Here is a 25,440-nt window from a genome sequence, read left to right as displayed (position 1 = left end):
AATAACTCTCATCTATCTATTTTTAATAGACAGGCTACGCAGTACAATGCGTAAGGTTGTTAGATTATGTAAGATAGAGAGATTTGAAGGACTGAGCCAATTAAACAAGCCAAACCCAATCAAACTACTATTTACGACAACGGTATCTTGAATATTCTTCTTGATGAGTGTTTGCAAAGATGATGATAGCGAATCCAACTCTTGGAAGAAATCCAAGCGATTATCTAACAATAAGATATCACTCATCTGCTTAGAAATATCTGCACTCTCATTCATCACCACACCGATATCTGATAGGGTTAGAGCCGCTGAGTCATTCAATCCATCTCCAACCATCAAAATAGTGTGACCTGCTTTCTGCAGTTCCTCTACTAACTCAAATTTCCCATCAGGTTTCAAGTCTGTATAGACCTGATCAAAGGACAAATCTTTGACTAATTCCTCTGTCCTAACCAAGGTGTCCCCTGTTGCCAGAATCAATTTTTTCCCTTGTGCCTTAAGTTTCTCCAAGGCTGCTTTTGCTTCTTTTCTCAAAGGAGTATGGATGCAGAACATTCCAATCAATTCATTCTGATAAGCCAAGAATAAGAGATTGTAGTGACTCTTGTACTCTTCAATTAAAGCATTTTGTTCTGAACTGATATGAATCTGCTCATCCTGCATCAAGACATAATTTCCAATAAGAACTGGTTGACCATCGATATGGGACTTAATTCCCTTGCTTGCGATATATTGGAGTTTCCCATGCATTTCCTCATGTTCAATCCCCTCTATCTCAGCTTGCTTGACGATGGCATTAGCAATAGGATGATAGATGTGCTCCTCAAGACAGGCACTGATTCTGAGAATATCTTCCTCACTATAGTTCCCAAAAGGTAACACCTTTTCAACTATAGGATAACTAGTTGTGATTGTTCCCGTCTTATCAAACAAGAAAGTATCGACTTCCAGATATTTCTCCAGAACATCTCCATCCTTAATCACCATTTCACGGTTCAACCCCTCCTTGATAGCTGTCAAATAAGCTACAGGAGTAGAGATTTTCAAAGCGCAGGAGAAATCGACCAATAGGAAAGAGATAGCCTTAGAAAAAGAACCCGTTAATAGGTAAGTCAGCCCAGCCCCCAAGAAATTATATTTGACGACCTTGTCCGCCATCTTGATGAAATAGCGTTGTTTCGTTTTCTTATTTTCTTCAGATTTTTTCATCAACTCAATCAGTTGTAAAATCCGGCTGTTCATCTGATTATCGGTTACACGAATGCGTAACTCTCCAGTTTCTAATACTGTATTTGCACAAACTAAATCAGACTCTCTTTTTTCAACTGGAAAACTCTCTCCCGTCAAGGAACTTTCGTTGACCATACCTAAACCTGAAACTACTTGTCCATCAAACAGAATTTCATTTCCTTGAGATAAGATCAAGACATCTCCTATTTGAACATCGGAACTCTTGATACTAACAACCGTATCGCCCTGTACTAAGAATACATCGCTCTCTTTTGCAAGAAGGCTTTGTTCTAAATCTGTTGCAGTTTTTTTCAAAGACCACTGATCTAAATGATTCCCCAAATCAAGCATAAACATGATATTACTTGCCGTCTTGGATTGGTTCATAAATAAGGACAATAAAATCGCTGAACAGTCCAAGACCTCCATCGTTAGTTCCTTACGCGCTAGAGTCTGATAGGCTTCTCTAACATAACCCAAAGCCTGATAACAAGTCCATATATAGCGAATAGGATACGGCACAAAACTACGAAAAATCATACGCTTAATCGCTGCACCTGAAACAATAGAATAAGCACTCTCTTCTCTACGAATGGGAAGAGTCATCAACTCAGAAACTTTCCCTTTATCAATTCTTTTTAAAAAGGCTTCTGCATTATCTAATACAGAAAAGCCTTCTTTTATACGTAGAGTAAAGTGCTGTTGATCCATGTAAAACTGGATAGACTCAATCCCCTTTTCATCTCTCGCCAAGGAACGAAGATAGTCTTGAATATCCAAGGTGAGTGAAAAAGAAGATGATAGTCGGATATGTTGGTATCCTCTATGTAGCACTTTAAAAGACATATTATTCTCCTATAAGGCTATCTAATTGCTCTTCTTTTTTCTCTTGCTCGTACAAATATTTGGCATCTTGCAAGACATCGTCTCCATGTTGCTTCACAACAGAAACAGATGCATCTAGCTCGTCTTTCAACTTGTAAGCCTTAGCCAAAGCTTTAGAATAACCTTTTTTAGCTTCCTTACTTGCTAAGATTTTCAAACCAAGGGTACCAAATGCAACACCACCCAAAAAGAGTGATGATTTTTTCGCAACTTTTGCGACGCTTAATACTTCTTTTAGCATACTTATTTCCTCCTTATCATTATTATATAGCAATTTAGATATAAAAGCAATTTCATTCCATAAATTGGAGAATTAGTTTTATTTCTACTGAATCTCCCATCTACTTATTCCTAAAGTTGCTTTCATTTGCCTCTTTTGATACACTTAAACTATGAATACAAACCTCAAACCCAAACTCCAGCGTTTTGCTTCTGCTAGCGCTTTTGCCTGTCCCGTCTGCCAAGAAAACTTGACCTTGGTAGAATCTAGTCTCAAGTGCACCAATCGCCATTCTTTTGACCTAGCAAAATTCGGCTATATCAATCTAGCACCACAAATCAAGCAATCGGCCAACTACGACAAGGAAAATTTCCAAAATCGCCAACAAATCCTAGAAGCTGGATTTTATCAGGCTATTTTAGAAGGTATCTCCGACTTACTAGCCACTAAACCATCCGCAAAAACAGTCTTGGATATCGGCTGTGGCGAGGGCTTCTACTCTCGTAAACTCCAAGAAGCGAACCCCGACAAGATCTTCTATGCCTTTGACATTTCAAAAGACTCGGTCCAAATCGCTGCCAAGAGTGAACCCAACTGGGCAGTCAATTGGTTTGTCGGTGACCTAGCTCGCCTTTCTTTAAAAAACGCCAGCATGGATATCCTTCTTGATATCTTCTCGCCTGCCAACTACGGTGAATTTAGCCGCGTTTTATCCAAAGACGGTGTCTTAATTAAGGTCATCCCAACTGAAAATCACCTCAAGGAAATCCGTCAAATGGTACAGAACCAGCTAACAAAGAAGGACTATTCTAACCAAGATATCAAGGAACACTTCCAAGAACACTTCAGCATCCAATCTATCCAGACTGCTTCCCTGACCAAATCCATTACAGCAGAGCAAAGACAAGCTTTACTCAACATGACACCCCTCCTCTTTCACGTTGACCAAAGCAAGATTGATTGGAGCCAACTGACAGAGATTACCATTGAAGCGGAGATTCTAGTTGGGAAAGTATTCTAATACTCTTCGAAAATCAAATTCAAACCACGTCAGCTTCGCCTTGCCGTACTCAAGTACTGCCTACGGCTAGCTTCCTAGTTTGCTCTTTGATTTTCATTGAGTATAAACTAGACTTCCCAAAGGTAGACAACTTACCGAAAATCTTCAATATTACAAAAACGCATAAGAACAGGTACTCAAAAACCTTAATCTTATGCGTTTTGTTATGCAAAAATAGCTGGAGTTTCTATACACATTAAGTGGAAATCTTTGAAACCAGTTCTTTTAATAACCATTGAATACCATATATTACATTTACCCCAAATATGATATAGGCCGTATAAATCAAGTACTTCGATTTTTCCCGCCTCAAAGAATAAACCTTGTACAAGATAAACAAATTTAAAATAATAAATAATAGAGACAAAATCTTCCCTCCAAAATCAATCCTAAAAGTACACAGTCAAGCATAGCTCTAATCTTTATTTTCGATTCGAGATGAAAAATTTATCAATGAACAGTAAGTGATATAAGGCCAGTACCAAACCCCAGAAACTACCACGAAAAGAGATTTCTTGATGATTGAGAGGAAACAAATCGTGGTTACCTATATAGAGGCAGGTCAAAATTATAAATAAAATCCAAAATAAATCAGTTCATTTGTATTTTGAAAAATATTTTTTCCACATAAGAACACCTTCTTTCCTACAAATATATTATAATACTTTATGTAGGCGGATGCAAGGAATATGAGGTAAGAGACTACAACGAAACATGAGGTTGAAAGAGAGTGTTATATCTTTACTGTATCTAGGATTTCTCTCTTTTTAGACAAGATTGACCCAAATTCACAGCATTCAAAAAAGCGAATTTCAATCGAAATTCGCTTTTTTACAAAATGTATTAGTATAAATCTTATATCTTAGTTCAAGTGCCAGATATCTTCGTTGTACTGAGCGATTGTACGGTCAGATGAGAAGAATCCTGCTTTAGCAATGTTAACGATGACTTTATCCAACCATGCGTCACGGTCTTCGTAGTCAGCCAACATTTGTTCTTTAACCTTGATGTAGTCTTCCAAGTCAAGAAGAGTCATGAACCAGTCTTTGTTGATCAATTCATTGTAAAGACGTTCCAAGCGCTCTTTGTTTCCAGCTGCAAGAACTGCATCGCTAACGATGAAGTCAACCAATGGTTTGATAGCATCACGAGCGTAGAATTCACTTGATTTGTATGCTGCTTTATCGTAAAGGTCGATAACAGTTTCTGAATCTTCACCAAAGATGTAGATGTTTTCGTCTCCAACCAACTCAGCGATTTCCACGTTAGCACCGTCCATAGTACCAAGAGTCAAAGCTCCGTTCAACATGAATTTCATGTTACCAGTACCTGAAGCTTCTTTAGAAGCAAGTGAAATTTGTTCTGAGATATCACATGCTGGGATAAGGAAGCTTGCTGCAGTAACGTTGTAGTTTTCAACCATAACAACTTGCAAGTGTGGAGCTACTGCTGGATCGTTAGCAATAACTTCTGACATGCAAAGGATCAAGTGGATGATGTCTTGAGCTATTGTGTAGGCTGGAGCTGCTTTACCACCAAAGAAGATTGTGATTGGGCGAGCAGGGATGTTACCAGCTTTGATGTCAAGATATTTGTGGATCACGTACAAAGCGTTCATTTGTTGGCGTTTGTACTCGTGAAGACGTTTGATTTGGATATCAAAGATAGAGTTTGGATTGATTTCCACACCTTGGTGTTCTTTCAAGTGACGAGCCAATTTACGTTTGTTGTGAGCCTTGATGCTTTCCAATTTTTCTTTGACAGCTGCTTTGTCTTCATAAGACAAGAGTTTTTCAAGTTCATCTGCTTCATGGTGCCAACCGTCTCCAAGAATCTCATCCAAGTAGTGAGACAAGCTTGGGTTAGCATGCATGAGCCAACGACGGAAAGTGATACCGTTTGTTTTATTATTGAATTTTTCTGGGTAAAGGTCGTAGAAGGCTTTCAACTCAGAGTTCTTCAAGATTTCAGTGTGAAGTGCTGCAACCCCGTTAACACTGTATCCGTAGTGGATATCCATGTGAGCCATGTGAACACGTCCGCTCTCATCGATAATTTGAACAGCTGGATCTTTGTATTCTGCTTTCACACGACGGTCCAATTCTTCGATGATTGGTACCAAGTGAGGAACCACTTCTTGCAAGAATTCAAGAGGCCATTTTTCAAGGGCTTCAGCAAGGATTGTGTGGTTAGTGTAGGCAGTCATGCTACGAACGATTGAGATTGCTTCGTCAAGCTCGATACCACGTGCAGTCAAAAGACGGATCAATTCAGGGATAACCATTGATGGGTGAGTATCGTTGATTTGTACAACAGCGTAGTCAGCAAGGTCATGCAAGTTGCTTCCTTTTTCGATTGCTTCGTCGATGATCAATTGCGCACCGTTTGAAACCATGAAGTATTGTTGGAAGATACGGAGCAATTCACCTTGACGGTCACTATCATCTGGGTAAAGGAAAAGAGTCAAGTTGCGAGCGATATCTGTCTTGTCAAAGTTGATACCATCTTTAATAATAGAAGAATCAACTGAATCCAAGTCAAACAAACGCAAGCGGTTTTTAGTTGCTGTTTCATAACCAGTAACATCAATATCGTAAAGAGTTGATGTCAAAGTAAAGTCTGCAAATGGTACTTGGTAGCTACGGCTTGAGCGAACCAACCAGTTTTGCTCTGTCAACCATGCATTTGGAATTGTTTCTTGTTGGTTGTTTTTAAGAACTTGTTGGAAAAGACCAAAGTGGTAGTTAAGACCAACACCGTCACCGTTCAAACCAAGAGTCGCAATTGAGTCGATAAAGCAGGCAGCCAAACGTCCCAAACCACCATTACCAAGAGATGGTTCCAATTCAACTTCTTCAACTTCGATCAAGTCTTTACCTGCAGCAGCAAGTTCTTTTTTGACATCGTCGTAAAGACCAAGGTTGATCAAGTTGTTTGACAAGAGTTTACCAATCAAGAACTCAGCTGAGATATAGTAAACTTTCTTTTTACCAGTGTTGACTGGTTTTTGGCTGCTTGCAAGCTTGCTGTAGTTAAGAAGAGCAAGGTAAAGCTCTTCATTGCTACATTCTGCAATGGTTTTATTGTAACGATTTTGTACAAATTCTTGTAGTGATAACATGTTTAAGGTGTCTCCTGATATTGTATTATTTCTTTAATTCTACCAAATTTTCATTAATTCGTCGATAGATTGTTGTCAAGTCAAGCAAACCTTCCTCGACAGCTGGTGTCAATTGATCTTCAGTCATACGCCAAGACCAGTTTCCACCAAGGGTAGATGGGAAGTTCATACGAGCTGTCTCATCCAATTCTAGCAAATCTTGCATAGTTGCAATTGCCATGAAGCTAACTGATGAAAAGACTGTACGAAGCATAGCATGTGGCACTGTTTCGTATTCTTTACGATTAGTGTAGCGAGCCATGTACTCACGAGTCGCATCATCAATCTCGTTACGGTACCAACCAAGGACCGTGTTGTTATCGTGTGTTCCTGTATACATTACTGAGTTAGCAGGTGCCAAGTGTGGGCTATCGATGCTTTCATCTTCTGGGTTGAAAGCAAATTGAAGAATCTTCATTCCTGGGAAGCCAGTACGTTCACGCAACTCAATAACTTCATCTGTCATGAAGCCAAGGTCTTCTGCGATGATGTTTAGCTCACCAAGTTCTTCCTTAACGGCTGCAAAAAGCTTGTAGCCAGGACCTTTGACCCACTCACCAGGTGCTGCTGTATCGGAACCAGCAGGGATTTCCCAGTAAGATTCGAAACCACGGAAGTGGTCGATACGAACGATATCGTAGATTTTGAAGCTTTCACGCAAGCGTTCAATCCACCATTTGTAGCCGTCTTTGTCCATTGCTTCCCAGTCATAGATTGGATTACCCCAAAGCTGACCAGTTGCAGAAAATTCATCTGGTGGGCATCCTGCGATACAAGTTGCCTTACCGTTGACATCTGTCTTGAAGAGATGTGGATTTGCCCACATATCGCTTGAATCTTCCGCTACATAGATTGGCATGTCCCCAACGATTTCGATGTGGTTGTCGTTAGCGTAAGCTTTCAATTTCAACCATTGTTGGAAGAAGAAGTATTGAGTCACACGGTGGTAAACCAACTTGTCTGCCAATTGCTCACGGTAGTTTTCAAGTGCTGAAGCTTTACGAGCACGAGCATCAGCATCTGGCCATTCTGTCCAAGCAAGATTGTCAAAATGCTCTTTAATAGCCATATACTCTGCAAAGAGTTCAAGCCATGATTGGTTGTCTTGAGCAAATTTCTCAAAATCTTTGACATCTCCTACCTCAAAGAAACGGTTTACCGCTTTTTCTAAAAGAGGACGACGTGCATAGTAGATTTTCGCATAGTCAACTTCAGACGCATCGCTACCAAAGTCAACTCCTTCAAGGTCACTTGCTTCCAACAAGCCTTGCTCCACCAAAATATCCAAATCGATAAAATGAGTGTTTCCTGCGAAGGCTGAGAAAGATTGGTAAGGAGAATCCCCGTAACTAGTTGTTCCTAATGGAAGGATTTGCCAGTAACGTTGTTTGGTGCGAACCAAGAAATCAACGAAGTCGTAAGCACTTTTACCAAATGATCCGATTCCGTATGCTCCTGGAAGAGAAGAAATGTGCATCAACACACCACTTTGACGTTTTTTCATAATAAGCACCTCATGTGTTTATAGTTAGATATTACATTTTTACGAACGCAAACGTTTGCGCCAACTAAAGTATAACCCATTTCTAAAATAAATGCAAGCGTTTCAACAAAATCTTTTTCAAATTATTTGTCTTTATAGCTTTGCTATAAAACTATATTCTTATTTTTTCACATCTACAAGCCATGAAAGCGTTTTCTTCAATTATTTTTGAATTGAAATTTATATGATTTCACCTTTTTCTTTCTATCTATATAACCAAATTTAGGAATTATTCAGTTACATGCTTTTTTAAAATTTTTTCAAAAAACGCTTGCAACCGTTTTCTGTTTGTGCTATACTAAGTTCATAAGAGAAAACGTTTGCGTTTCCTCGGAATCAAAATTTGTTATTCTTTAGGAGGAATACATTATGTCATCTAAATTCATGAAGAGCGCTGCTGTGCTTGGAACTGCTACACTCGCTAGCTTGCTTTTGGTAGCTTGCGGAAGCAAAACTGCTGATAAGCCTGCTGATTCTGGTTCATCTGAAGCGAAAGAAATCACTTTCTACGTTGAAGATCAATATAAAGCATTTGCTGAATCAGCTGCAAAAGCTTACGAAAAAGAGGCTGGCGTAAAAGTGACTATCAAAACTGGAGACCAAATGGGTGGTCTTGACAACCTTTCTCTAGATAACCAATCTGGTAAAGCTGCTGACGTTATGATGGCACCATACGACCGTGTAGGTAGCCTTGGTACTGACGGCCAACTTTCAGAAGTTAAATTGAGCGACGGCGCTAAAACAGATGATAAAACTAAATCTCTTGTAACAGCTGCTGACGGTAAAGTTTACGGTGCTCCTGCCGTTATCGAGTCACTTGTTATGTACTATAACAAAGACTTAGTGAAAGAAGCTCCTAAAACATTTGCTGACTTGGAAGAACTTGCTAAAGATAGCAAATATGCCTTCGCTGGTGAAGACGGAAAAACTACTGCTTTCCTAGCTGACTGGACTAACTTCTACTACGCATATGGACTTCTTGCTGGTAATGGTGCCTACGTATTCGGCCAAAACGGTAAAGACGCTAAAGACATCGGTCTTGCCAACGACGGCGCTATCAAAGGTATAGAATACGCTAAATCTTGGTATGAAAAATGGCCTAAAGGTATGCAAGATACGGAAGGAGCTGGAAACCTAATCCAAACTCAATTCCAAGAAGGTAAAACAGCTGCTATCATCGATGGACCTTGGAAAGCGCAAGCCTTCAAAGATGCTAAAGTAAACTACGGTGTTGCAACTATCCCAACTCTTCCAAACGGAAAAGACTACGCAGCATTTGGTGGTGGTAAAGCTTGGATCATCCCATCAAGCACTAAGAACCTTGAAGCTGCTCAAAAATTTGTAGACTTCCTTGTTTCAACTGAAGAACAAAAAGCCTTCTACGATACAACTAACGAAATCCCAGCTAACACTGAAGCTCGTTCATACGCTGAAGGTAAAAACGATGAGTTGACAACAGCTGTTATCAAACAGTTCAAGAACGCTCAACCAATGCCAAACATCTCTCAAATGTCAGCTGTTTGGGACCCAGCTAAAACAATGTTGTTTGAAGCTGTAAGCGGTAAGAAAGATGCTAAAACAGCAGCTAACGATGCTGTAACATTGATTAAAGAAACAATCAAACAAAAATTTGGTGAATAAGAAATTTGTTCAAGGGGGGTGGAAATCAATCCCCCTTTGAATTTATCAACAAAAACACAAATAGTTTAGGTTTTATCTAGAAACCAGTATCCTATGAAAGGAGTTATTATGGAAAAGCAACAACCTAGTAAAGCAGCCCTGCTGTCTATCATTCCTGGGTTAGGACAGATTTACAATAAACAAAAAGCCAAAGGTTTTATCTTCCTTGGTGTAACCATCGTATTTGTCCTTTATTTCCTAGCACTTGCAGCCCCTGAATTGAGCAATCTCATCACTCTTGGTGACAAACCAGGTCGTGATAATTCCCTCTTTATGCTGATTCGTGGTGCTTTCCATTTAATCTTTGTAGTTGTTTATGTACTCTTTTATTTCTCAAATATCAAAGATGCACATACAACGGCCAAACACATTAATAATGGTATTCCAGTAGCACTTACCTTTAAAGAAATGATCAAAGGAATCTATGAAAATGGCTTCCCTTACCTCTTGATTATTCCTTCTTACATTGCTATGACCTTTGCAATCATCTTCCCAGTTATCGTAACCTTGATGATTGCCTTTACCAACTACGACTTCCAACACTTGCCACCAAACAAATTGTTGGACTGGGTTGGTTTGACAAACTTTACAAACATTTGGAGCTTGAGTACCTTCCGTTCAGCCTTTGGTTCTGTTCTTTCTTGGACTATCATCTGGGCTTTATCTGCCTCAACTTTACAAATTGTCATCGGTATCTTCACAGCTATCATTGCCAACCAACCATTTATCAAAGGAAAACGTATCTTTGGTGTTATTTTCCTTCTTCCTTGGGCTGTCCCAGCCTTCATCACTATCTTGACATTCTCAAACATGTTTAACGATAGTGTTGGTGCTATCAATACCCAAGTTTTGCCACTTTTTGCTAAGGTTCTTCCATTCCTTGACGGGGCACTCATCCCTTGGAAAACAGACCCTACTTGGACTAAGGTTGCCTTGATTATGATGCAAGGTTGGCTTGGATTCCCTTATATCTATGTCCTTACTCTCGGTATCCTACAGTCTATTCCAAACGACTTGTATGAAGCAGCTTATATCGACGGTGCCAATGCTTGGCAAAAATTCTGCAACATCACTTTCCCAATGATCTTGGCGGTTGCGGCACCTACTTTAATTAGCCAATACACCTTCAACTTTAACAACTTCTCTATCATGTACCTCTTCAATGGTGGAGGACCTGGTAGTGTCGGAGGGGGAGCTGGATCAACTGATATCTTGATCTCATGGATCTACCGTTTGACAACAGGTACATCTCCTCAATACTCAATGGCGGCAGCTGTTACCTTGATTATCTCTATCATTGTCATCTCAATCTCTATGATCGCATTCAAGAAACTACACGCATTTGATATGGAGGATGTCTAAGATGAATAACTCAATTAAACTCAAACGTAGACTGACTCAAACCCTTACTTACCTCTACTTAATTGGCCTATCAATCGTGATTATCTATCCACTTTTGATTACCATCATGTCAGCCTTTAAAGCAGGTAACGTCTCAGCCTTTAAACTAGATACTAATATCGACCTCAATTTTAATAACTTTAAAGGACTCTTCACTGAAACCTTGTACGGTACTTGGTACCTCAACACTTTGATTATCGCCTTGATTACCATGGCTGTTCAAACAAGTATTATCGTACTTGCTGGTTATGCTTATAGCCGTTACAATTTCTTGGCTCGTAAACAAAGTTTGGTCTTCTTCTTGATTATCCAAATGGTGCCAACAATGGCCGCTTTGACAGCCTTCTTCGTTATGGCACTTATGTTGAACGCCCTTAACCACAGCTGGTTCCTCATCTTCCTCTACGTTGGTGGTGGTATCCCAATGAATGCTTGGCTCATGAAGGGCTACTTCGATACAGTGCCAATGTCTCTAGACGAATCTGCAAAACTAGACGGTGCAGGACACTTCCGCCGCTTCTGGCAAATTGTTCTTCCACTTGTTCGCCCAATGGTTGCTGTACAAGCTCTCTGGGCCTTCATGGGACCTTTCGGGGACTACATCCTCTCTAGTTTCTTGCTTCGTGAGAAAGAATACTTTACTGTTGCCGTAGGTCTCCAAACCTTCGTTAGCAATGTGAAAAACATGAAGATCGCCTACTTCTCAGCAGGTGCTATCCTCATCGCCCTTCCAATCTGTATTCTCTTCTTCTTCCTACAAAAGAACTTTGTTTCAGGACTTACAAGTGGTGGCGACAAGGGATAATATATCCCTGCCACCCTTTTTCATTTTTGAACTTGTCCTTACTTAGATAATCTGGTGAGAAATAAAAGCTTACTGAGGTAATGCTCCTTGTTTGTGGACAATTTATACTCTTCGAAAATCTCTTCAAACCACGTCAGCTTTATCTGCAACCTCAAAGCTGTGCTTTGAGCAACCTGCGGCTCGCTTCCTAGTTTGCTCTTTAATTTTCATTGAGTATTAAATCAAAAGCCTACTTTCAACCAGCATTGTAGCTGCCCCACTTGAAATTAAACACATTTCTCTATATAATACTCATATAGAGAAATGCCTTAGAAAGAGAATTATGTTGCCATATCCATTTTCTTATTTTAATAGTATCTGGGGATTCCGTAAGCCCCTATCTCAACGTTTTGGTCTCAACTGGTTCCAACTGATTTTTACCAGTATTTTCCTGATTAGCTTGTCTATGGTCCCTATTGCCATCCAGAACAGTTCTCAGGAAACTTATCCTTTAGAAACTTTCATCGATGATGTCTACACTCCTTTGACGAATAGTGTGGTTCAGGATTTGGCTGCCAATGCAAAGATTGTAGATGGTAAGCTGAGCTACACTGGTTCAACCCCTCATCAAGTCTCTATCCAAATCGGAGACCCTTCTAGTTCAAACTTCCCTGAGGAATTACTTCTGAACTTTGAACCTGAGAAACTCATCATCAGCAAGCAAGGAAAAGAATTGACCGGCATTCGCTATCACGCGATAACGACTGAGAGCTTCCAAAGCAAGGAAAGCTTAACACAAGCCATTTCTAAAGACTGGTATCAACAGAATCGCGTCTATATTAGTCTCTTTCTTGTGCTAGGTTCTAGCTTCCTCTTTGGACTTAATTTTTTTATTGTTGCTTTAGGTGCTAGCCTCTTGCTTTACTTCACGAAAAAATCGCGTCTCTTTTCATTTAAAAGCTACAAAGAGTGCTATCATTTCATCTTGAACTGTTTAGGATTACCAACCGTGATTGCCATGATTTTAGGTCTCTTCGGCCAAAATATGTCAACCTTGATTACCGTTCAAAATATTTTCTTTGTTCTATATCTGGTCACTATCTTTTACAAAACACATTTCCGTGATCCAGACTACCATAAGTAGGAGATTATTATGCCCGTGACAATTAAAGACGTGGCCAAGGCTGCAGGTGTCTCACCTTCAACCGTAACACGTGTGATTCAAAACAAATCAACCATTAGCGACGAAACGAAAAAACGAGTTCGAAAGGCTATGAAGGAACTCAACTACCATCCTAACCTCAACGCTCGTAGCTTGGTAAGCAGTTATACCCAAGTTATTGGCTTGGTCCTTCCTGACGACTCAGATGCCTTCTATCAAAATCCTTTCTTCCCATCTGTCCTCCGTGGCATCGCCCAAGTCGCCTCTGAAAACCACTACGCCATTCAGATTGCGACAGGTAAAGATGCCAAAGAGCGTCTTAAAGCTATTTCCCAGATGGTCTATGGTAAGCGTGTAGACGGTTTGATTTTCCTCTATGCCCAAGAAGAGGATCCTTTGGTTAAGTTAGTAGCAGACGAGCAATTTCCTTTCCTTATCTTAGGTAAATCTCTATCTCCCTTCATTCCACTTGTCGATAATGACAATGTCCAAGCTGGTTTTGATGCGACAGAGTATTTCATCAAAAAAGGATGCAAGCGAATTGCCTTTATCGGAGGTACTAAGCGACTCTTCGTAACACTAGACCGTCTGACAGGTTACGAGCTAGCTCTAAAACAACACCAACTTCCTCTCGATACTAATCTGACTTACTTTGCTACTGAATTTCTTGAAGATAATGGTTATCGCTTTAGTAGACTTCTCTTCAAACACAATCCAAATATTGACGCTATTATTACCATTGATAGTCTCCTTGCTGCAGGGGTCTGTGATTACATTGCAAAACACCAACTGGATGTCCCTGTCCTCAGCTTCGACTCAGTCAATCCCAAGCTCAACTTGGCGGCCTATGTCGATATCAATAGTTTGGAGCTTGGTCGTGTTTCCTTTGAAACTATTCTCCAGATCATCAATGATGCTAAAAACAACAAACAAATTTGTTACCGCCAGTTGATTGCCCACAAAATCGTTGAAAAATAAAAAAGCCCAACTCTGACAATGTGTTCCAGAGTTGGGTTTTTCGTTCTATTCGTTATTATAAATGATTATCAGCAAGCAAACTAACAAAGTTAGTCGGTAAGCTAGTGCAAGAAAACACTAATGGAATTTAAAGTTGTCATGAAAAATTTTAGTTTTCGACTTCGACAAATCGTCCGAGGATATGGACATTTTCCGAAACAGAAACAAAGGCCGTCGGATCCACTTGTTTCATAATCAGTTTAAAATCATTGAATTCTGCGCGAGTGATAACCGTAATCAAAACCGCCTTACGCTCGTGGTTATAGGTCCCTTCCGCATCATGAATGATGGTCGCTCCACGATGTAATTTATGGTGGATTTTTTCAATCACTGCATCAGGATTATTGGTCACAATCGTCGCCTGCATCCGTTTTTGTTTAGTGAAAACTGCATCTGTCACACGACTGGAGACAAAGATGGTAATCATGGAATAAAGGGCATATTTCCAGCCAAAGGTCAAACCTGCAATCAGCATGATTGTCCCGTTCACCAAGAAAGAGATGCTTCCAACGTTACGACCTGTCTTCTTGCGAATAGTCAGACTGACAATATCTGTTCCACCACTGGAGATGTTATGGCGTAAAGCAAAGCCGATTCCCAGTCCCATGACGACTCCCCCAAAAAGGGCATTGATGATTGGATCCTCTGTCAAGACCACCACTGGCACAAACTGGATAAAGAGCGAGCTCATGGATACCGTGATAAAGGTAAAAATCGTAAACTTATGTCCAATTTGGTACCAGGCCAAGATCATCAGTGGGATGTTGATGGCGTAAAATGCTACTGAAATTGGGAAGTAAAAGCCAAACCAGTGATTACTAAGCGCAGAAATGATCTGAGCCAAACCTGTTGCTCCACTTGAATAAACATGTCCTGGTTGGAAGAAAAAATTGACAGCTACTGCTGATAGAAAACCATATACTAGAGAAGCTGAAATTTTTTCATCGTATTTTTCTCGGGAGATACTTTGCAAAACACGTAAAATCTTCACCCGATAAGCAAAGCGGCGCAAATAATAGTGCCACTTTTTAGTTAGTTTCGTTTGTTTCATCTTGTTCTACTTGTAGATTGAGTTCCTCTAATTGTTTAAGAGCTACTGTTGATGGTGCTTGGGTCATTGGGTCGCTGGCCTTGTTGTTCTTAGGAAAGGCAATGACTTCACGGATATTTTCTTCTCCAGCGAGCAACATGACAAAGCGGTCAAGCCCGATCGCCAAGCCACCGTGTGGTGGGAAGCCATAGTCCATAGCTTCCAAAAGGAAACCAAACTGGTCATTTGCTTCTTCGGCTGAGAAACCAAGAGCTTTGAACATACGTTCTTGCAGTTCTTTTTGGTTGATACGAAGGCTACCGCCACCAAGTTCATAACCGTTTAGGACGATATCATAGGCAATGGCACGGACCTTAGCTAAATCACCTTCAAGCTCATGAGTAGTTTCTGCTTGAGGAAGGGTAAATGGATGGTGGGCGCTCATATAACGGCCTTCTTCTTCAGACCATTCAAACATTGGCCAGTCAACAACCCAAAGGAAGTTAAATTTATCCTGATCAATCAAGCCTAATTCTTTAGCAATACGTCCACGAAGGGCTCCAAGTGTTGCATTAGCTACTTCAAGCGTATCAGCAACAAAGAGAACCAAGTCTTTATCTTCAAGACCAAGCGCTGTTGTCAAGTTTGCTTGGATACCAGTCAAGAATTTCGAAACTGGTCCATTTAATTCTCCATCAACTACCTTGACCCAAGCAAGACCTTTAGCCCCATACTGTTTGGCTACCTCTGTCATCTTGTCAATATCTTTACGAGAGTAGTTGTCTGCTGCACCTTTAACTACAATGGCTTTAACAGCAGGTGCTTCTGAGAAGACTTTGAAATCAACACCCTTGACAAGAGCTGTCAAGTCTTGAAGCAACATCTCAAAACGAGTATCAGGTTTGTCAGAACCATAAAGGGCCATGGCATCATCATACTTCATACGAGGGAATGGCAGCGTTACTTCAATCCCTTTTGTTTCCTTCATCACGCGCGCAATCAAGCCTTCTGTGATGTCTTGGATTTCTTGCTCAGTTAGGAATGAAGTTTCCAAGTCGACCTGAGTAAATTCAGGCTGACGGTCTCCACGCAAGTCTTCATCGCGGAAACATTTGACGATTTGGTAGTAACGGTCAAATCCCGCATTCATCAACAACTGTTTGGTAATCTGCGGACTTTGAGGAAGAGCATAAAAATGCCCTTTATTAACACGTGATGGCACCAAATAGTCACGCGCCCCTTCTGGTGTTGACTTAGAAAGGAATGGCGTTTCCACATCGATAAATTCCAACTCATCCAAGTAGTTGCGTATAGAATGTGTTACCTTGGCACGAAGTTTAAGATTTTCCAACATTTCTGGACGACGAAGGTCAAGGTAACGGTAACGTAGACGTGTATCGTCATTTGCCTCAATCCCATCCTTAATCTCAAATGGTGTTGTTTTGGCTGTATTAAGCACAGTAAGAGCTGTTACATTCAGCTCAACCGCTCCAGTCGCCAACTTATCATTGGCTTGCTCACGTGCTACAACATGCCCAGTAACCTCAATGACAAACTCACTACGAAGGCTTTCAGCCGTTGCCATAACTTCTGCAGATACTTTTTCTGGGTTGATAACCAACTGCATGATCCCTTCACGGTCACGAAGATCGATAAAGATCAAACCACCAAGGTCACGACGACGGGCAACCCAACCTTTCAAGGTAATTTCTTGTCCGATGTGTTCCTCACGAACACGACCAGCATACATACTACGTTTCATGTTTTATCTCCTCTTTTATTCTGTTACTATTTTACCATAAAAGCGCAGGCTCTTCATGAAAATCATCAGAAAAGTTGAGAAGAATCCTGCTATAAATGAAAAAATCCAGCAAAGTCATTCGCTGGATCTTATTTTACTTGGTATTTCTTTATTTTTTTCGCTTTTCAGCAATCTCTGCAGCCTTTTTAGGGAGAACAATCTCCGTTGCATAGGCTGTCGCAAATCGCATAATACCTGCAATTGGTGCAAAGATAACTGCTAGATAGTTATAAAAGAAATCCCCTTTAAAAGCATAGGCAAGCCCTCCAATAATGAAGAAGAGAACAACTGCCTGAATCACTGCTAATAATATCACTCGTTTCATGACTTCCTCCTGAGTCTATTATAGCATCATTATCATCACAAATGAAATTAAATTGTTCAAGGCATGTAATCCTATACTGTAGGAAAGCCCTCCTTTATTCACATAGGCCAATCCCAAACTACAACCAAGTGAAGCATAAACTAGGAATTGTTGTGGAGTGCCAGGGAAATGAACAAGTGCAAAAATGATACTACTTACAAGAAGAAAGAGTACTGTCTGCTTGACGTTATCCTGCTGAGGGAAGACATAACGAGCTAACAGACCTCTAAAGGTCAACTCTTCTGTCAGGGGTGCAAAGACAACAATCATGAAGAAAGAGAAGAGAGGTTGATTATGAGTCAATTGTTCTGCCGTCTGTTGACTGACAGATGGATCATTTGGTAAGAAAGTTTGTACAACAATGATAAGGACCCATACCAAGGCAGGCAACCAGATGTATTTGTTAAGGCCCGTTTTTTCTATCGTAACAGTTCCTGTCTTATACCACTTGTATGTTAAGAAGGTAAAAGCTCCTGCCAATAAAATATAAAGCGGAAGAACACCGACTATAGGTGCACCTGAACCAAGAGCAATCAGAGGTAAAGCCTGAATAAAACCGTAGATAAACAAAAATGATAAGAAAGCTAGAACAAACCAGCCAATGTTTTTAAGTATTTTCATAAAAGACTCCTATTTAAAATAACGTTTTGTTTTTCTTAATTGTGCGATAGTTATATAAAGATGGATGATAATCAAAAGAACTAAGGCGACCAATTGTATTTCTCGTAAAATAACTGATAATACTATCAATAAAATATAGAGTGCGGGCAGTATAATTTGATCCAGCCTAAACATAGTTAAAAAGGCACTTTCCATCTCTGCCTGCTTTTCTCCCTCATCATAACTGTTAAGATATGCTAAAATATCTTTTGGAGTGTAATAAACAGACAGTTTATAGTGTCGAACGATAAAAATAGTTCGCAACAAGTAATTGGCAACAATAATGTATAAGCATAATAGAATAAGAGCAGGAAGAATTAGCAAGGTATTCTTAAATATCGGAGAAATCAGTATGATCCCACTGATCATCATTGCTATCATCAAAACATTTGAAGAAACCGAACCATAATCTAAGTAACGATAGGCTCTTACATAGGTCTGATCACTATCTTCTTCCTCTGCCACCCTTTGATAAAGAGTATAAACTGCACGACTTTTGCCAAGATAATACATGGCTAAGATGAAGGAAATTCCTCCAATAACGAGAGCGAATCCATAAACAGTGTGTAAGACTTGTGACATTTGAATCTGTTCAGCTATACCTCTAAGAGTGTAAGCAAAGGCTCCTACAAAAGCACTTAACATACACACTACTACTCTCAACCATTTACGATTATTTTTCATTTTCTGACCTCTATCTAAACTAGCCAATAACCTTAAATAGTTTCAGTGATCTTTTCTATTTAAAATAACGTTTCACCATAGGTATCTGCATTATATTGATATAAATATGGATTATAGCTACAGCTAAAAGACCTAATAACTGAATTTCTCCCGTAAGTACAGAAACGATATCAATCAAAATATACAAACCTGGTAAAACATATTGGTTTAATTGAAATAAAATTCGAAAACTCTGTTCCAAATTAGCTTGTCGTTCTCCTTCATCGTAAGAATTTACATAATCTAGCACATCCTTTGGAATAGAGAAAAATGCCAAATCAAACTGACGAAGAATCGAAATCGTCTTGAAAAGATATTTTTGAAGTACTGCAGCTAAAATAAGAGCTGGAACAGAAAGTCCTAGAACGATAAAACTTGTACGGAGTATCACCACTTCATTCATAGAGATGAATAAAGCTAATATAGTCATAACTGACACAATGTTAAAAGCAATCGTACCAAACTCGAGATTTCGATACATTTGTACATAATAAGTTTCATTCACATCGTCATCTATTTCCATTTGATATAAAGCATGGAATTTCCGACTCTTTTTTAAGAAATAGATAGTTAAAAAAATGCTAATCAAAGCTATCAATAAACAGGAAGCTGAAATCCAAGGAACTAGAGTATTCAGATTAAAACTTGTGCCCAATGCCCAAGCACGACCTGCAAGCATACCTGTAAAATATCCTAAAACACCAATCGCTAAGAAGTATAAAATTCGTTTCTTTTTCATATTCATCCCCCTCTAAACTAATCCAACTAACCACTGACCAAAGACTTTACCTGATTCATAAATTGCTGTCAAGCCCTCTGTTCCAAGTGATACCAAAAGCAAACAAACAACAAATAAGAGAATAGCTTGGTTTCTTGCTTTTTTCGCTCCATCTCCTAATGGCTCTTTACCTAGCCAACCTGCTAAATAAGCATAGAGGGCCACTGTTATAATCCCTAACTCCGTCGAAGAAAGAAACAACAAGACTGTCACCAAACGAACGACGTTGATCTGGACATTAAAATAATTTCCTAGACCTGCACAGACACCTGCAAGTTCTTTGTTCTCAGTATCTACTTGAAAACCTGCTAAAAATTCTTTCATAATTTTTCTCCTTTTACGATCTCTTTAAACTTTATCTTTCTCTCTACCCATCTAAAAACCAATAGTAGAACTAAGTTTATCCAGAAGAGGTATTTACTTTCAACGATAGTAAACCAACCAAATAGGGTTCCAATCATGGCCAAAAGATTAACGATAAATACAACTATACATAGATAATAAATTGCTTTATACTTGTTCATCATTGTTCTCCTTTTTCTTCAACCGATTGAAGATGGACAAGAGGGCTAAATTCAGCCAAAACAAATACTTACTTTCATCAAAATAAAACCACCCCAGTAATGTTCCAATCATAGCGAAAGCATTCACAATGAGGGCAAGAACACTCATGTAATAAATCACTTTAAACTTGTTCATCACTCATCCTCCTCTAAGCGAAAGACTGACTCGACTGGCTCATGGAATATCTGAGCAATCTTCAGGGCAATGACGATGGATGGCGTGTACTCATCTCGCTCAAGCAAGCTGATGGTCTGTCTGGAAACCCCTGCTAGCTTGGCCAGTTCAGTTTGATTAAGGCCATCGCGAGCCCGAAGCTCTTTTAGACGATTTTTTAGTTGCATGTCACACACCTACTTTCCGTCAAATTCAACGGTTTGGATATCCTCAATGCGTTGTAGTTTGAATTTTTCTTTTCCTTTTTTATTTACACGGCGTAGCTTGACCCACTCCTCATCAACATCTACAACTTCCCAATTGTCTGTCCCAAAAACTTGTCCAAAGATTGTTGGTTTTTTCCCAATCAATTCTTTTAATAATCTTGACATTTCTTTATTTCCTTTCTGTTTTTGCTCAATTCTTTTGATTTTATTCTCTAGTTTCTTGACCCTTTGGGTATGATAGAGATAAAACATAAACACAAGAGGTACAAATCCTAATGCCCACATAATCGTTCCTTTCTGCTATACTTTTCTTAACTTGATTTCATTGTAACACATCTTTTTATTTTTGACAATTATATTTGTCAAAAAGTTTAAGATTTTTGTCATTTTGCAAAAGAAAACGGTCAGGAATAGTATCCTGACCAGTTTATATGCTATTAAAATCCTAGTTTTTCAAAGATTTCTGAGAAGTTTTGACTGATAGCACCAAGCGAAACTTGAACTTCTTCTCGAGTTTGGTTATTCTTAACTGTCACTTGTCCGCTTTCGACTTCACTCTCTCCTAGAGTGATGATAGTCTTAGCCGCAAAGACATCGGCTGACTTAAACTGAGCTTTAAGCTTGCGGTTAAGGTAATCACGCTCTGCTTTGAAACCTTGTTGGCGAAGAGCCTGTACTAATTCCAAGGCCTTAACATTTGCTCCTTCTCCCAAGACTGCGATATAGACATCTAGGGCGTTTTCGATAGGAAGTGCTACACCTTGTTTTTCAAGGACCAAAAGCAGGCGCTCTACACCAAGTCCAAAACCAAATCCAGCAGTCTCAGGACCACCAAAATAGGCAACTAAGCCATCATAGCGACCACCCGCACAGACGGTCAAGTCATTGCCCTCGATTTCTGTGATAAACTCAAAAATCGTGTGGTTATAGTAGTCCAAACCACGCACCATGTTGGTATCGATGATATAGGCTACTCCGAGATTTTCCAACATCTGACGAACAGCATCAAAGTGAGCTTGGCTTTCTGCATCCAGGTAATCCAAGATAGATGGTGCATTCTCCACAGCTACCTTGTCTTCTTTTTCCTTAGAGTCCAAGACACGGAGAGGATTTTCCTCCAAACGACGTTGGCTATCCTTAGACAAGGTCTCCTTGAGCGGTGTTAAGTAGTCAATCAAGGCTTGACGATAGGCCGCACGGCTCTCAGGATTTCCAAGAGTGTTGAGATGTAGTTTGATGCCTTGAATGCCGATTGCTTTCAAGAAGTGGGCTGCCATAGCGATCGTTTCTACATCGGTAGCTGGATTGCTAGAGCCAAAGCACTCCACACCAATCTGGTGGAATTGGCGTAACCGACCTGCTTGTGGGCGCTCATAGCGGAACATTGGACCCATGTAGTAGAACTTGCTTGGCTTTTGCACTTCTGGGGCGAAGAGTTTGTTTTCCACATAAGAACGAACGACTGGAGCAGTTCCTTCTGGACGGAGGGTAATATGACGATCTCCCTTGTCGTAAAAATCGTACATTTCCTTGGTTACGATATCCGTTGTGTCTCCAACAGAACGACTGATGACTTCGTAGTGCTCAAAAATTGGGGTACGTACTTCTGCGTAGTTGTAGCGTTTGAAGATTTCACGCGCAAAGCCTTCAACGTACTGCCATTTGGCAGACTCAGCAGGTAAAATATCCTGCGTTCCTTTTGGTTTTTGTAATTTCATAGGGAATCCTCTTTCTAACTTAATAGTCCTATTTTACCATAAATGAAGGGATAGCGACAGTGTGAAAAGAAGACTAACACCTAAATTTCATTTTTGAGGTTAAGACTAGCTAGGAGAATCGCAAGCAAGGAAAGCCCAACAAACAGAGCCCATGTTAACTGTATATCCCATACTGCCACCAGTGAAAAACAGGCCGTCCCCACTGGTATAGATAGAGTAAACAACAAACCTAAAAAATTACTAGTACGAGAGAGAACCTCTGGAGCAAGATTTTTCATGAGCAGAGCACTAATTTTTGGAGAAATTTTCCCAGAAACATACATGGTAAAAAAGACGAAAAGCATCCCGAGCAAGACTTGGTTTAACAAATTAGATAGACCAACTAGACTGGCTCCTAATGTAACCCACATCATCAATCTAGGCAGAGATTGCTTCCCAAAATAATCATTGCCCGTAAGGCTACTGATGATAACCGCTAATAAGGTAATCAATTGTAAGATAAACAATGCATCCTTGTAGGAAAAATTCAGTAAGGAATGATTTAAAAGGAAGATGTTATAGATACCACCTAAGGCACCACCCAAAGCATTGATAATCAAGATAGCAAAGAGCATAAAACCAAAGTTTTTCTGTCCACTTTTAAGAAAAACGAGACGTAAGTTTCGGTAAATCGTTAAAAATTGATCTTTGATAGAAAGTTTCTCATTTTTCAGTGATTTACTATCAACAAGTGGAGTTGATAAGCTTAATTCAGCCCTTCCTAAAAAGAGAATGAGAGCTGACACTAGGAAAAATATGGCATTGATTCCCGCTACGAGCGAAAAGTTCTGTGTTGACACCCCTAATAGCCAAACTCCAAAAGCTTGGCCACCAATCGCAGAGATGTAGGTAATAAACTGAGAAAAGGAATAGGCCTCCATCAGATCTGACTCTGCTACCTTTTCTTTAACGAGAGGCATTCGCAAGCCACCAGCAAAATCACTGGCTACATCACTAAGGACATTGATGAGGCAAAGGGTCGAAAAGGCAAAGAAACTAGCTTGCTGAACAACTAGGGCTGCTAGAAAAAATAAAACCGCCTGAAATAAACCGACATAGGTCATCCATTTGACCTTGTCCTTGGTATAATCTGCCCGAATTCCCACAAAAACTGTAAAAAGAGTTGGAAGCATCATCACAACATTCGCCATAGCAACGGCAACAGAAGCCTCTGGCAAAGTCGAGGCATAGACCACAAATACCAAATTAAAAATGGAAGCACCAAAAGCATTGAAAAATCGTGATAAGCTCAAAACTCTGTATGCTTGATTTCTTAGTAATAGTTTCATATAGATTCCTTTCTTTCTCACATTCTACTTTTATGGTAGTTCTAGTATAGCATCAAGAAGCCCTTGAGAATATTTTTTGAATATATGCAACAGATTAAACGAATAACGAAAACGCTAGAATTTTCTACTACTAATAAGTATCTTCACAGTCCTATCGTTTCAATTTAATTTATCCAGTTGCAAATATTCAACACTCCCTGGCACTTCTATAATAGTCTGCAGATTTGCTACAACCAATCATTTCAAAAATACGGACAGCGTCCTCCATCTTTCTCTGTCCTTCCTCCACTCTTCCTTGCTTACTATCAAGCAAACCTTCTGCCCATAGGTAGACTATTCGAAAATAGGTTTCATTTTCTTCAAAGAAGTTCTTTTCAATTTGTTTTTTGAAATAGAGGGCATTTGTAAAATCATCAACTTCAATACAGGCCATAAAACCATTGAGGAGCAAGGTGTGCATCATATTCCGATTTTTCCCAACTCCTTGCAAGAAATCTGACTTCCACAACATTTCCCGAGTATACTTTGTTAAAAGCTGGACTGATAAAAGAGGAGAGCAGGAAGAAAAGAACGAAAGTTCATAGAGCCCCCAAATTTCAACAGAAAATAGATAATCATGTAGGACTCTTTCTTCCTCAAAGGTCAATGTAACCGTCTCATCAATGGCTTTCATATAGGATTTTATCAAAATAGCATTGAGAGTGTGTTGTTGTTTATCCTTTGAAAAAGGAAGTTGTTGGTATTCTCTCTGATAGAGAGTGCGCAAAGATATTAAATCTTGTGGATCGATAGCCTCAAATATTCTATTTCTAAATTCAGAATAGGCATCCTGATGAAAACCTCTCGCCAAAAATAACAATTCTTCCATACTCGCATGAATATTCTCCAAAGCTGTGATTAACTTTGGAGCAGATATTTCACTCTGACCATTTTCAAAACGCGACAATAAGGATGCTGAAAAGCGTCCACCTGTTGCTTTTCTCAAGGAGATTTTTCTGGACTCCCTTAACTCTTTAAAAACTTTTCCTAAATTCTTCATCCTCTTACCACTCGTCTTTTATTTTTTCCTATTTTACCACATTTCCTAATAAATACTAGTTCCAAGCCAGCATTTACAATCTGCCACAGGCATGATACAATGAATAACATCAGATATACGAAGGAGAACTTATGAAAAAGAATATCTTGACAACCCTTGTAGCTGCTCTTGTCTACTTTCTCTGTATCGGAGTGGGGGTTCTACTAGGGAACCTTGTCGACCACACTGGAAATATGTTTTACGCCCCTGCCTTTTCTGCCCTTGTGGGTGGTAGCGTCTATATGATCCTTTTAGCAAAAGTGCCTCGTTTTGGAGCGATTACAACGATTGGGCTTGTGATTTCTCTCTTTTTCCTCGGGAGCAAGCATGGTGCTGGAGCCTTTCTGCCAGGAATTATCTGCGGTCTTGCAGCAGATGGCATCGCTCACCTAGGCCACTACAAAGATAAGGTCAAGAACCTTCTTTCCTTCCTAGTTTTTGCTTTTGGTACTACTGGTCCCATTCTACTCATGTGGTTGACCCCTCAAGCCTATATCGCAACTCTAGTCGCCCGTGGAAAATCTCAGAACTATATCGACCGTATCATGGTAGCACCTAACCCTGCTACCATTCTTCTCTTTGTAGCAAGTGTCCTCATCGGTGCTTTACTTGGCGCCTTGATCGGACAAAAACTTAGTAAAAAATTTGCAGATAAAATGTGATAAAAAAAGAGCTACTAAGCTCTAAGAAGGTAGACAAACCCTTTCGGTAATTAAAGGAGCTTGGTTACTACATCTTGAAAACTCTTAGAAATGCAGATATAATGCTATTTTTAAGAGTTTTTTTATTTTCTCTAGTATAGTAAAATGACCCAAAAATAGTACACAATGTGGTATAATTTTCTTATGGCATATTCAATAGATTTTCGTAAAAA

24 protein-coding genes and 1 pseudogene are annotated in these 25,440 nt (G+C 39.7%); 7 read left to right on the top strand and 18 right to left on the bottom strand.

Annotated elements, in window-relative coordinates:
- Nucleotides 1-12: 12 nt before the first annotated feature.
- Both HMPREF2837_RS01680 and HMPREF2837_RS01675 read right to left on the bottom strand, forming a co-directional pair.
- On the bottom strand, nucleotides 13-2,076 hold the full coding sequence (locus HMPREF2837_RS01680) for a heavy metal translocating P-type ATPase (RefSeq protein ID WP_049548760.1): 2,064 nt from the start codon (nucleotides 2,074-2,076) through the stop codon (nucleotides 13-15).
- A 1-nt stretch (nucleotide 2,077) separates the two neighbouring features.
- Nucleotides 2,078-2,356: a DUF6110 family protein gene (locus HMPREF2837_RS01675; protein ID WP_000910903.1), complete on the bottom strand. Its 279-nt coding sequence runs from the start codon at nucleotides 2,354-2,356 to the stop codon at nucleotides 2,078-2,080.
- A 151-nt stretch (nucleotides 2,357-2,507) separates the two neighbouring features.
- Between HMPREF2837_RS01675 and HMPREF2837_RS01670 the strand changes: the two genes are divergently transcribed.
- Complete coding sequence (locus tag HMPREF2837_RS01670) at nucleotides 2,508-3,356, top strand: putative RNA methyltransferase (protein ID WP_049548759.1); 849 nt, start codon at nucleotides 2,508-2,510, stop codon at nucleotides 3,354-3,356.
- A gap of 901 nt (nucleotides 3,357-4,257) precedes the next feature.
- Here the strand turns inward: HMPREF2837_RS01670 and HMPREF2837_RS01665 are convergent.
- Together HMPREF2837_RS01665 and malQ are read right to left on the bottom strand one after the other, a co-directional pair.
- Entirely contained in the window at nucleotides 4,258-6,516 is a 2,259-nt protein-coding gene (locus tag HMPREF2837_RS01665; RefSeq protein ID WP_049548758.1) for a glycogen/starch/alpha-glucan phosphorylase, read from the bottom strand.
- A gap of 25 nt (nucleotides 6,517-6,541) precedes the next feature.
- On the bottom strand, nucleotides 6,542-8,059 hold the full coding sequence (malQ, locus tag HMPREF2837_RS01660; RefSeq protein ID WP_049548757.1) for a 4-alpha-glucanotransferase: 1,518 nt from the start codon (nucleotides 8,057-8,059) through the stop codon (nucleotides 6,542-6,544).
- A gap of 408 nt (nucleotides 8,060-8,467) precedes the next feature.
- Here malQ and HMPREF2837_RS01655 point away from each other — a divergent pair, with 408 nt between their 5' ends.
- The 5 genes from HMPREF2837_RS01655 (at nucleotide 8,468) to HMPREF2837_RS01635 (ending at nucleotide 14,103) form a co-directional block, all read left to right on the top strand.
- Complete coding sequence (locus HMPREF2837_RS01655; RefSeq protein ID WP_049548756.1) at nucleotides 8,468-9,739, top strand: extracellular solute-binding protein; 1,272 nt, start codon at nucleotides 8,468-8,470, stop codon at nucleotides 9,737-9,739.
- Nucleotides 9,740-9,847: 108 nt separating this feature from the next.
- Entirely contained in the window at nucleotides 9,848-11,140 is a 1,293-nt protein-coding gene (locus tag HMPREF2837_RS01650; RefSeq protein ID WP_049548755.1) for a sugar ABC transporter permease, read from the top strand.
- A 1-nt stretch (nucleotide 11,141) separates the two neighbouring features.
- A complete protein-coding gene (locus HMPREF2837_RS01645) occupies nucleotides 11,142-11,984 on the top strand; it encodes a sugar ABC transporter permease (RefSeq protein WP_049548754.1) in 843 nt (280 codons plus the stop codon).
- A gap of 322 nt (nucleotides 11,985-12,306) precedes the next feature.
- On the top strand, nucleotides 12,307-13,107 hold the full coding sequence (locus HMPREF2837_RS01640) for a DUF1189 domain-containing protein (RefSeq protein ID WP_049548753.1): 801 nt from the start codon (nucleotides 12,307-12,309) through the stop codon (nucleotides 13,105-13,107).
- Nucleotides 13,108-13,116: 9 nt separating this feature from the next.
- Nucleotides 13,117-14,103, top strand: coding sequence for a LacI family DNA-binding transcriptional regulator (locus tag HMPREF2837_RS01635; RefSeq protein WP_049548752.1), 987 nt, complete (start codon nucleotides 13,117-13,119; stop codon nucleotides 14,101-14,103).
- Between the two features lie 148 nt (nucleotides 14,104-14,251).
- Here HMPREF2837_RS01635 and HMPREF2837_RS01630 read toward each other — a convergent pair whose 3' ends face one another.
- From HMPREF2837_RS01630 to HMPREF2837_RS01565, 14 genes and pseudogenes are all read right to left on the bottom strand, one after another.
- Nucleotides 14,252-15,193, bottom strand: a complete 942-nt coding sequence (locus tag HMPREF2837_RS01630; protein WP_049548751.1) for a YitT family protein — start codon at nucleotides 15,191-15,193, stop codon at nucleotides 14,252-14,254.
- Entirely contained in the window at nucleotides 15,171-16,934 is a 1,764-nt protein-coding gene (aspS, locus tag HMPREF2837_RS01625; protein WP_049548750.1) for an aspartate--tRNA ligase, read from the bottom strand. The genes HMPREF2837_RS01630 and aspS overlap by 23 nt, the downstream gene beginning before the upstream one ends.
- 148 nt (nucleotides 16,935-17,082) lie before the next feature.
- A complete protein-coding gene (locus HMPREF2837_RS01620) occupies nucleotides 17,083-17,298 on the bottom strand; it encodes a hypothetical protein (RefSeq protein WP_049508793.1) in 216 nt (71 codons plus the stop codon).
- Nucleotides 17,299-17,316: 18 nt separating this feature from the next.
- Nucleotides 17,317-17,958: a CPBP family intramembrane glutamic endopeptidase gene (locus tag HMPREF2837_RS01615; protein WP_049508791.1), complete on the bottom strand. Its 642-nt coding sequence runs from the start codon at nucleotides 17,956-17,958 to the stop codon at nucleotides 17,317-17,319.
- 9 nt (nucleotides 17,959-17,967) lie between these two features.
- On the bottom strand, nucleotides 17,968-18,681 hold the full coding sequence (locus tag HMPREF2837_RS01610; protein ID WP_239665532.1) for a DUF3169 family protein: 714 nt from the start codon (nucleotides 18,679-18,681) through the stop codon (nucleotides 17,968-17,970).
- 55 nt (nucleotides 18,682-18,736) lie between these two features.
- Nucleotides 18,737-19,459: a DUF3169 family protein gene (locus tag HMPREF2837_RS01605; RefSeq protein WP_049508788.1), complete on the bottom strand. Its 723-nt coding sequence runs from the start codon at nucleotides 19,457-19,459 to the stop codon at nucleotides 18,737-18,739.
- A gap of 12 nt (nucleotides 19,460-19,471) precedes the next feature.
- Complete coding sequence (locus HMPREF2837_RS01600; protein WP_049508786.1) at nucleotides 19,472-19,822, bottom strand: PspC domain-containing protein; 351 nt, start codon at nucleotides 19,820-19,822, stop codon at nucleotides 19,472-19,474.
- The gene (locus tag HMPREF2837_RS11835; RefSeq protein WP_049508785.1) at nucleotides 19,819-20,022 is read right to left on the bottom strand and encodes a hypothetical protein; all 204 of its coding nucleotides are present in this window, start codon (nucleotides 20,020-20,022) and stop codon (nucleotides 19,819-19,821) included. The genes HMPREF2837_RS01600 and HMPREF2837_RS11835 overlap by 4 nt, the downstream gene beginning before the upstream one ends.
- Nucleotides 20,009-20,197, bottom strand: coding sequence for a hypothetical protein (locus HMPREF2837_RS01590; protein ID WP_049508783.1), 189 nt, complete (start codon nucleotides 20,195-20,197; stop codon nucleotides 20,009-20,011). Before HMPREF2837_RS01590 ends, HMPREF2837_RS11835 begins: the two co-directional genes overlap by 14 nt.
- Nucleotides 20,197-20,403, bottom strand: coding sequence for a helix-turn-helix transcriptional regulator (locus tag HMPREF2837_RS01585; protein ID WP_049508780.1), 207 nt, complete (start codon nucleotides 20,401-20,403; stop codon nucleotides 20,197-20,199). The genes HMPREF2837_RS01590 and HMPREF2837_RS01585 overlap by 1 nt, the downstream gene beginning before the upstream one ends.
- Before the next feature lie 9 nt (nucleotides 20,404-20,412).
- Nucleotides 20,413-20,880: pseudogene (locus HMPREF2837_RS11830) on the bottom strand (hypothetical protein).
- Nucleotides 20,880-22,160: a histidine--tRNA ligase gene (hisS, locus tag HMPREF2837_RS01575; protein ID WP_049548749.1), complete on the bottom strand. Its 1,281-nt coding sequence runs from the start codon at nucleotides 22,158-22,160 to the stop codon at nucleotides 20,880-20,882. The pseudogene HMPREF2837_RS11830 and the gene hisS overlap by 1 nt, the downstream one beginning before the upstream one ends.
- Nucleotides 22,161-22,240: 80 nt before the next feature.
- Nucleotides 22,241-23,488, bottom strand: coding sequence for an MFS transporter (locus HMPREF2837_RS01570; RefSeq protein WP_049548748.1), 1,248 nt, complete (start codon nucleotides 23,486-23,488; stop codon nucleotides 22,241-22,243).
- A gap of 187 nt (nucleotides 23,489-23,675) precedes the next feature.
- Complete coding sequence (locus HMPREF2837_RS01565) at nucleotides 23,676-24,527, bottom strand: Rgg/GadR/MutR family transcriptional regulator (RefSeq protein WP_049548747.1); 852 nt, start codon at nucleotides 24,525-24,527, stop codon at nucleotides 23,676-23,678.
- Nucleotides 24,528-24,658: 131 nt separating this feature from the next.
- Here HMPREF2837_RS01565 and HMPREF2837_RS01560 point away from each other — a divergent pair, with 131 nt between their 5' ends.
- Nucleotides 24,659-25,228, top strand: a complete 570-nt coding sequence (locus HMPREF2837_RS01560; RefSeq protein WP_049548746.1) for an MptD family putative ECF transporter S component — start codon at nucleotides 24,659-24,661, stop codon at nucleotides 25,226-25,228.
- The last annotated feature ends 212 nt before the right edge of the window (nucleotides 25,229-25,440 follow it).

Source organism: Streptococcus sp. HMSC071D03, from assembly GCF_001812125.1.
GTDB lineage: Bacteria > Bacillota > Bacilli > Lactobacillales > Streptococcaceae > Streptococcus > Streptococcus pseudopneumoniae_N.
Note: the sequence above shows the minus strand (reverse complement) of the source record. Positions and strands in the feature narration are given on the sequence as shown.